The following is an 8,242-nucleotide window of genomic DNA, read 5'->3' as shown; positions in this document are numbered from 1 at the left end:
CCCTTGGGTGGGGGTGGGATACCCGGACCACCCTTGCGCAGTGCAGCCATGGCCCAGTCCCTCAGTTGAGCGTCTCGACGAAGCCGCGGACATTGTCGTCCTGCTCGAGCAGCCGGGTGCCTTCGGCGACAGTGAGCGTGGGGTGCGCCACGAACCAGCCTGCCGCGCCGATCTGGTACCCGACGATGAAGTCCTTGACTTCAGACGACTTGATGCCGGGCCAACCTTCGACGTTGCCGAAGAGGTAGTCCATCATCTCAGGGATCTTCGTGGCGAAGTCGTCGATGTAGGGGTCCCACTCGCCGTCGTAGGCCGTGGCGAACAGGAGCTTGGTGTCGTCGTCGAGGAAGACGAAACGCATGTTGTGGAGGGTGCCGACCTGTCCGGCTCCTGCGAGGTTGCCGTCGAGGAGACTGAAGAACTTCCGCAGGCGTTCCGCCCCACCGGGCTTGAGCGGCATGATCGCCGTCAGCTCGGAGACTTGGCCGCTCTTCAGCCCGATGCGTCCGGCCGGTGTGACCGCATGCGCGGCGATCTCCTCGCGGTCGGCCAGCATGAGGCCGACTTTGAGCTTCAAGGCGATCGCGGCGTCGCTCAGCTGCTCCTCGACGCGGGTGCGGATGCGTTCGGGAAGACTGCGGTACTGCGTTTCGAGTTCAGTGGTGGACATGGTCCTCTCCTTTCTCAGCTGTCGGACTGTCCGACACTCCAAACTTTACAAATGTAAAATTAAGGAGGCAAGTCGCGACGAGGATCCTCGGCAAACACTCAGCTCCAGCGGTATCGAGTGGGGGTTGGCTGGATGCGAACTCCAGTCGGAATCCGACCATTAAACATTTACAGCTGTTAATATGGGAAGCAGGAGGTGGCATGGCTCAAAGGCCCGCACGGACAACACGGTCACGGACCGCGCTCGTCGAGGCGGTGTCGGCGCTCTTGGAGCAGGGCGACGGCACGAATGAGATCACGATCAGCGAAGTCGTCGCCCTCGCCGGGGTGAGCAGACCGACGTTCTACAAGAACTTCGATGACATCCCCGCGCTCGTGCGGGAGGCGGTGCGCAGCGGTCTCGCCGGTGCTTTCGACGCCATTCCCGAGGCGGCCCTGGGGGAGAGCTGGCTGGACTACGTCCGCGGAGTCTTCCACGGGATCCTCACCGATCTCGTGCGGCACTCGCGTTTCTACCTCGGCGCGCTCGACCTCGCAGAGACGGCGATCTCCAATGACTTCGTCACCTTCCTCGGCGACCATCTCCTCAACGTCTCGCCGATCGGGCCCGTCATCCGCCGTCGACCGGGGGCCTACACCGCACAGCAACGGGCGGAGTTCCTCGCGGCCGGGACCGTCTGGCATGTGCGCGCGTGGTTGCGCAGCGACCAGGCATCCGAGGCGTCGGTCGACGCCTTCGTCGACGAGATCGCCGCGCTGCTCCTGTCGGCGTCGGGAGCGACCGCCGAGGAGATCGCCAGGGCCGGGCTGGCGCGCTGAGGGCGGATCGGGCCGACTGTCGGTCGCTCCGATGCGGGTGCGCCTGCGTTCACCGCCGGCCGTGGGCGCTCAGTTGTGGCTGACGACGAGGTCGGGAAACGGGGGCAGCGCCGACCTCGCCATCTCAGATGCCTCGACCTCTGTGACCCCCAGCGCCATGAGGGCCCGTTGCGCCATCTCGTCCGCCGCGGCCTCGGCGTCGCTGCGAGGGTTGGCATCGAGCATCTGGAGCAGACCGAGCAGGATTCCTCCGGTGAGCATCAGGCCCGATTCGGCGTCCGGGATCGAGAACTGCCCGCTGTCGATTCCTCGTGCGATGTCCGCCTTCGCATCCGCTCGCAGCCCGCGCTCGGAGACGAGGATCGACGCCCCCGCGCTCAGAAGCACGCGGACGAGGTCGGGATGGCGTCGCTGGAGTCGTCCAGTCATCCGGAAGCTCGTGGCGAACGCGAGGGCGGGGTCGTCGATTCCGCCGACCGCGGCGTCACGCAGCCGAGCCCAGTCCTCGAGCGCCTCCTCGATCGCCGCTGTGAAGAGCGCGTCCTTCGTGGCGAAGTGGTTGTAGAACGACCCGTGCCCGACATCGGCCATTCTGGTCACTTCCTGCACGCTCGCTGCGGTTCGCCCATCCGCCAACATGCGCTGGGCCGCCGACACGAGCGCTGCGCGGGTGCGCTCCCGCTGAGTGTCCCGTCGTGTCCGGCCCACGCTCCACCTCGTTCGCTTCTCGGATGTTCCGACCCCGGCTCGGTCGCTGCTGGCCACTATCCTCCCAGATCGACGTAAGGGATCCCGATCAAAAAACTTGACAATAATGTCAAACATGACAATAGTGTCAATTCAACGAGGGCGGGATCGCCTCCGTTGCTCAGCAAGGAGGCAGAGTGTCGACATCTCCAGGGGGTTCGCGTCCCGACAGCGTCACCGACGTCATCATCGTCGGTGCAGGGCCGGTGGGTCTGTGCACCGCTGTTCTCCTGAGCGCCTTCGGCGTCGATCGCATCCTCGTCGTCGAGCGCCATTCTGCGGCGTACCCGCTGCCTCGCGCGGTGCATCTGGACGCCGAGGTGTTCCGCATCCTCCAATCGGCGGGCGTGGCATCGGCCTTTCGTCGCATCAGTCGCCCCGCGTCAGGCCTGCGCCTCGTCGACCGCGCTCTCAACGTGTTCGCTCAGTTCGATCGGACGGTAGACGACGACGCCGGGATCCCGGAGGCGAACATGTTCGACCAACCCGAACTCGAGCGACTCCTCCGCGACCGCGTCGACCGGATGCCGAACATCGTGCTGGCTGAGGGGATCGAATTCCTCGGCGCCAGTGAAACTGAGGACTGGGTCCGCGTCGAAGTGAGGAATCGGGCCACCGGGGCGCGGGAAAGCCACCAGGGCGCCTACCTGGTCGGTGCGGACGGGGCGGCCAGTCGGGTCCGCGAGGTCATCGGTGCCGCGATGATCGATCGAGGTTTCAGGCAGAGGTGGCTCGTCGTCGACGTCGACATCTCGGGTGCGGTCGACACGTGGGACGGGGTCGACCAGGTCTTCGACGGCGACCGCCCGGGCACGTATATGCGCGTCACCGGCGACCGGCACCGCTGGGAGTTCCGGCTCCGGCCCGGTGAGACATCGGCCGACTTCTCCTCGGTGCGCGAACTCCGAGCGCTCATCGCCCCGTGGCTTCCCGACGTTCGCGACGAGGAGATCAGCATCGTGCGCTGCGCGGAGTACGAGTTCCATGCCCGTGTCGCAGACCGGTGGCGACTGGGTCGAACCTTCCTCACTGGTGACGCCGCCCATCTCACGCCGCCCTTCATCGGACAGGGTCTCGGGTCCGGCCTGCGCGATGCCGCGAACCTCTCCTGGAAGCTCGCCTCGGTTCTCCGCACGGGGTCGGCTCGAATCCTCGCCACCTACGAGGACGAACGCCGACCCCATTCCACAGCGATGATCCGTCGTGCTGTGCTCATCGGGGTGGCCATGACGAACACTGCGTCGTTCGGTCGCCTCCTGCGCGAAGCGATCCTGCCCAGGGCCCACCGGTTCCCCGGGGTCGGCCAGCTCGCCTCGTCGGCCGCGACCCCACGTCTGCGGAGGAGTGCGCTCGTCCGCACGCGATTCGCCGGGCGGCTGCGGGGCCGCCTCGCTTCGCCCCAGATCTTCGACAACGCCTCCACGACGGGATACGGCCTCATGATCGGAGCGGCCGGCAGGCCGTTCATCCTGGTCAGGCCCGATGGGGTCATCGCGGTCGCGGCACGCACGCCCTCCGGCTTCTTCCGCCGTCTGCGGAGGTACGCCCGCGTAGCCCATGGTGCTCGTGTCGCGCGCTCGTCGACTCCCGATGGTCCCGGGCGGTGGGTTGCGGAGGCCGAACGCCTGCTGAGCACCCCGGTTCACCGGGTCCCCGCCGTCGCAACGTCATCTCCCGAACCCACCCACCAGCATCCGCCTCAGTGTGCGCCGGTGCGCACCCGAACCAGGGCTGCCGGCTCGGCGACCCGGAAAGAAGATCACCATGTCAGTGAGGAATGCGCACGGCGCCGACCACAATGACCTGCATAGCGAGGAGGGCGCGCAGCGCGGGGAGCACCCCGGACGAAGCCGCAACCCGCTCATCAAGGTCCGCGGACTCGCGTGGCTGGAGTTCGCCAAACCCGACCTCGACCGGGCCGAGACCTTCGCACACGCTTTCGGGTTCTCCACCGCCTACCGGACCCGGGACACCCTCTACCTCCGCGGAGCCGCACCCGATCCGCCCTGCGTCATCGTGCGCCGCGGGCCGCGGACGAAGTTCCTCGGACCGGCCTTCACCGCGGCCGACGGTTCGGATGTGCTGCGCCTCGGCGACGCTCTCGGGCGCCCCCTCGAGCGCCTCGACACCCCACTGGACGGATTGGGGGTGCGAATGAAGGACCCGAGCGGCATGCCCCTGCGTGTCGTCGCCGACGTGACACCCCTTGCCGCCGAGGCGAGTGCCGAGGTGCACGACTTCAACTTCGGGCGCGCCCGCAACCGCGTCAACGCGACCCAGCGGCCACCCCGCGCCCCCGCGCAGGTCCTGCGTTTGGGACACGTCGTCGTGATGAGCAATCGCTACCAGCGGGCCCTCCAGTGGTATCTCGACAATCTCGGCATGATCGTCAGCGACTTCCTCTACTACCCCGGACAGCGCCACCGCGGGCCGGTGATGAGCTTCATCCGCTGTGACCGCGGCGGCGAGGCCGCCGATCACCACACATTGGCGATGACGCTCGGACCGTCGAACAGGTACGTGCACTCGGCCTACGAGGTCACGGACTTCGACGCGGTTGAGGCGGGAGGCGAGTACCTCCTCGATCGCGGCTACGGACGCTCCTGGGGAGTCGGTCGACACATCCAGGGAAGTCAGATCTTCGATTACTGGCGTGATCCCGACGGCTTCCTCGTCGAGCACTATGCCGACGGTGATCTCTTCGACAGCTCTATGGATCCGGGGTGGGCGGCGATGACCGCCTCGGGGCTGTCGCAGTGGGGGCCGCGTGCCACCGCCGACTTCCTCGGGCTCGGAGTGCAGCGCGACACGCTGCAGATGCTGCGCGACACCATCATCTCGCTCTCGAGCTCGGACAACGAATTCGATCTCCGCAGGCTGCGCGGACTCCTCAAGGTGCCGAGGTCATGAGCGTGAACATCTACCGCACCGCCGAGGGCTGGTGGGCGGACGCCGTCTCAGGCGGTCGGATGGTCGGCCTCGGCTTGCCGTACGACTCGACCCGAGAGCTGCTCGACCAGCGAAGCGAGCTCGCGCACGCCATCGCCGAGGCGCGCGCGACGGACCGGGGTCTGATCGATCGCGAGGACCTCCGACTGCTCTCGCCAGTGACCCCGCCTTGCCGCGTCGTGGCGCAGATGACCAATTACGCGTCGCACGTGCGGGACTCGGGCATGGATCCCGCTACCGTGCCACTGACCTTCTTCCGCAAGGCATCGGGGTCCATTGCCGGGCCCGATGCCGATATTCGCCGACCCGCGCACGTGGAATACCTCGACTACGAGGTCGAGATCGGACTCGTGGTCGGGAGACCGATCCCCGTGGGGGCGACGATCGATCCGGACCACTGGGACCGCTGGATCGCCGGTGTCGTCACCGCGAACGACGTCTCTGCGCGTGACGTGCAGCTGCCCAAGACCCAGTTCTACGAGTCGAAGTCCTACCCGACCTTCACGCCGCTGGGGCCGGCCCTGACGCTCTTCGAGCCGGGCGACGCCCAGCGCTTCCGGGACCTGCGCCTGAGCTTGAGTGTCAACGGCGAGACCAGACAGGACTCGAGCGCCGCGGAGATGATCTACCCCCCTGCACAGGCTCTGCAGTCCCTGGCGCGGTTCCAGCGGTTGGACCCGGGAGACGTCGTCCTCACCGGAACACCGGGAGGCACGGCGCTCAAAGCGCCCGCCAAGATCGTCGAGATCCTTGGCTCGCTGCTCCCACCGAAGAGGAGGTGGCAGGCATTCTTCTCCGCACAGGCGAAGAACCCGCGCTACCTCCAGGACGGCGACCTCATCGAGGCGACCATCGCCACCGAGGACGGCGCCATCGACGCCGGTACGCAGCGGACGACCGTGCGCGTCGACCGATGACCGACCTACCTCACTCTGCAGTCCGTACCGCACCTCGCATCCGATTCGACAGACAAGGACCCACGATGAGCTCCACTGCCGCCACCGGCATCACCGGAATGACGGATATCGCAGCGATCGAAGCCGTGCCGCTGAGCGATCGCCGTCTGCCCGCGACCACCTATGAGATGCTCGCCGCCGGTGCGGCGATCAGTCCGGGTGCCCCCGCGCTCTCCTTCTTCCTCCGGTCCCGCGACTTCGCACGACCGACGGTCTGGACCCACGCGGAGCTGTTCGCAGAGATCACCCGGACGGCCAACGCCCTGCGCGCGCGAGGCGTCGGCCGTGAAGACGTCGTCGCCTTCGCGCTGCCCAACCTTCCGGAGACCCACTTCGTCATCTGGGGAGCCGAAGCCGCGGGCATCGCGTTCGCGATCAACCCGCTGCTGGAGACCGACCAGATCGCCCGGCTGCTGCGTGCTTCGGGGGCCTCACATCTCATCACGCTCGGCCCGAACCCAGGGTCCGACATCTGGGAGCGGGTCTCGGCAGCGGCTCGTGACGTTCCCGGCCTGCGCAGCATCCTCACCGTCAGCGTCGCGCCGTATCTCGGCCCCACTGCCCGGGTGGTCCTCCGCACTCGCGAGGTGCTGCAGCGCCGCTCGGCGGGATCGGTTCCCGTCGAGGACTTCCGCTGCGCCATCGCCGGGGCGAGAGACGACGCCCTCACCTTCGACCTGCCGGGGAGAGATGACATCTCGTCGTACTTCTGCACCGGAGGCACGACCGGGCTTCCGAAGATCGCCCGCCGCACCCATGGTTCCGAGGTGTTCGACAGCTGGGCGATGCAGACCTTCGTGCCCGGTGCCTTCGCGCCGCACCATGCGGTGTTCTGCGGACTGCCGCTCTTCCACGTCAACGCCCAGCTCGTGACCGGGCTGGCCCCGTGGTCGCAGGGGGCACACGTCGTGCTCGGCACACCGCAGGGCTACCGCGGCGAGGGTGTGCTGCCATCATTCTGGGACATCGCCGAGCACTACCGGGTGATCGCATTCTCCGGAGTCCCGACCATCTACTCCTCCCTGCTCGACCACCCCGTGGGAGTGAGTGACATCAGCTCCATCCGCTACGGACTCTGCGGCGCCGCACCTCTGTCGGAACACGTGTTCCGCCGGTTCGAGTCGACCACCGGAATCCGCATCCTCGAAGCCTACGGACTGACCGAAGGCGCATGCGTCTCCAGTGTCAACCCACCGACCGCCGCGGCGCGGATCGGGTCGATCGGCCTGCGCCTGCCCTATCAGCACATGCGTGCAGCCGTGCTCGGCACCGACGGCGGGTTCGACCGTTGGGCTCGCACCGACGAGGTGGGGGCCCTGCTCCTCAGCGGTCCCAACGTGTTCGCAGGTTATGCCGATCCTCGTCACGATGAGGGCGTCTGGTTCGACGCGGACGGCCGACAGTGGTTCAACACCGGGGATCTTGCGAGACAGGACGAGGACGGCTGCTTCTGGCTCACCGGGCGCGCCAAGGACCTCATCATCCGCGGCGGACACAACATCGATCCGCAGATCATCGAGGAGGTCCTCCATGCTCATCCGGCCGTCGCCGCGGCCGCGGCCATCGGACGTCCCGATACCCATGCCGGTGAGGTTCCCGTGGTCTACGTGCAGCTGTCTCAGGATGCCGAGGCCGCGGAGTCGGACCTGCTCGAATTCGCTCGCGCCAAGGTGCCGGAACGGGCAGCCCGACCCAGAGCCGTCCACATCATCGAGCAGATGCCGACGACTGCGGTCGGCAAGATCTTCAAGCCGGCGCTCATCATGGCGGAGATCGAGTCTGTCATCGCTGAGGCCGCACGCCGGGTCGAGGTCACGCTGAGCTGTGTGACGGTCCATCAGGACGAGACCCGTGGCCTGATGGCTGAGATCACAGTGGCCGGTCAACCGGGTGACCTGAGCGGGGCGCTCGCCGGATACGGTTTCGCCTTCGAGGTTCGGACAACACCCTCGTCCTGATGCCCTCGCACTGACTGCTCCATGATCAGAGAGAATCGCACGTCTACGACCACGGTCGGGTCGACGCCGCACATGGTGCCCGAACCGCGGGAATACATCCGGAACCTTGACTGTTAAGATTTCAACAAGTTGCTTCAAAACTGA

General features: G+C 67.0%; 7 protein-coding genes. 5 read left to right on the top strand and 2 right to left on the bottom strand.

What is annotated here, in order from left to right; translation table 11 throughout:
* Positions 1–61 precede the first annotated feature (61 nt).
* Positions 62–670, bottom strand: coding sequence for a hypothetical protein (locus FFS20_RS14630; protein WP_137826566.1), 609 nt, complete (start codon positions 668–670; stop codon positions 62–64).
* A 200-nt stretch (positions 671–870) separates the two neighbouring features.
* On the opposite strand from FFS20_RS14630, the gene FFS20_RS14625 reads away from it, so the two are divergent.
* Positions 871–1,488, top strand: coding sequence for a TetR/AcrR family transcriptional regulator (locus FFS20_RS14625; protein WP_137826565.1), 618 nt, complete (start codon positions 871–873; stop codon positions 1,486–1,488).
* 69 nt (positions 1,489–1,557) lie between these two features.
* On the opposite strand, the gene FFS20_RS14620 is transcribed toward FFS20_RS14625, so the two are convergent.
* Positions 1,558–2,313, bottom strand: coding sequence for a TetR/AcrR family transcriptional regulator (locus tag FFS20_RS14620; RefSeq protein WP_137826564.1), 756 nt, complete (start codon positions 2,311–2,313; stop codon positions 1,558–1,560).
* Positions 2,314–2,372: 59 nt separating this feature from the next.
* Between FFS20_RS14620 and FFS20_RS14615 the strand changes: the two genes are divergently transcribed.
* The 4 genes from FFS20_RS14615 (at position 2,373) to FFS20_RS14600 (ending at position 8,098) form a co-directional block, all read left to right on the top strand.
* Complete coding sequence (locus tag FFS20_RS14615; RefSeq protein ID WP_171007098.1) at positions 2,373–4,037, top strand: bifunctional 3-(3-hydroxy-phenyl)propionate/3-hydroxycinnamic acid hydroxylase; 1,665 nt, start codon at positions 2,373–2,375, stop codon at positions 4,035–4,037.
* The gene (locus tag FFS20_RS14610) at positions 4,000–5,145 is read left to right on the top strand and encodes a VOC family protein (protein ID WP_137826562.1); all 1,146 of its coding nucleotides are present in this window, start codon (positions 4,000–4,002) and stop codon (positions 5,143–5,145) included. Before FFS20_RS14615 ends, FFS20_RS14610 begins: the two co-directional genes overlap by 38 nt.
* The gene (locus tag FFS20_RS14605) at positions 5,142–6,101 is read left to right on the top strand and encodes a fumarylacetoacetate hydrolase family protein (protein WP_137826561.1); all 960 of its coding nucleotides are present in this window, start codon (positions 5,142–5,144) and stop codon (positions 6,099–6,101) included. The genes FFS20_RS14610 and FFS20_RS14605 overlap by 4 nt, the downstream gene beginning before the upstream one ends.
* A 65-nt stretch (positions 6,102–6,166) precedes the next feature.
* Positions 6,167–8,098 (top strand): acyl-CoA synthetase, encoded by a 1,932-nt coding sequence (locus FFS20_RS14600; protein ID WP_137826560.1) that lies wholly within the window; start codon positions 6,167–6,169, stop codon positions 8,096–8,098.
* Positions 8,099–8,242: the final 144 nt, after the last annotated feature.

The sequence above is a fragment of the Brevibacterium sp. 2SA genome, assembly GCF_005502845.1.
GTDB lineage: Bacteria > Actinomycetota > Actinomycetes > Actinomycetales > Brevibacteriaceae > Brevibacterium.
Note: the sequence above shows the minus strand (reverse complement) of the source record. Positions and strands in the feature narration are given on the sequence as shown.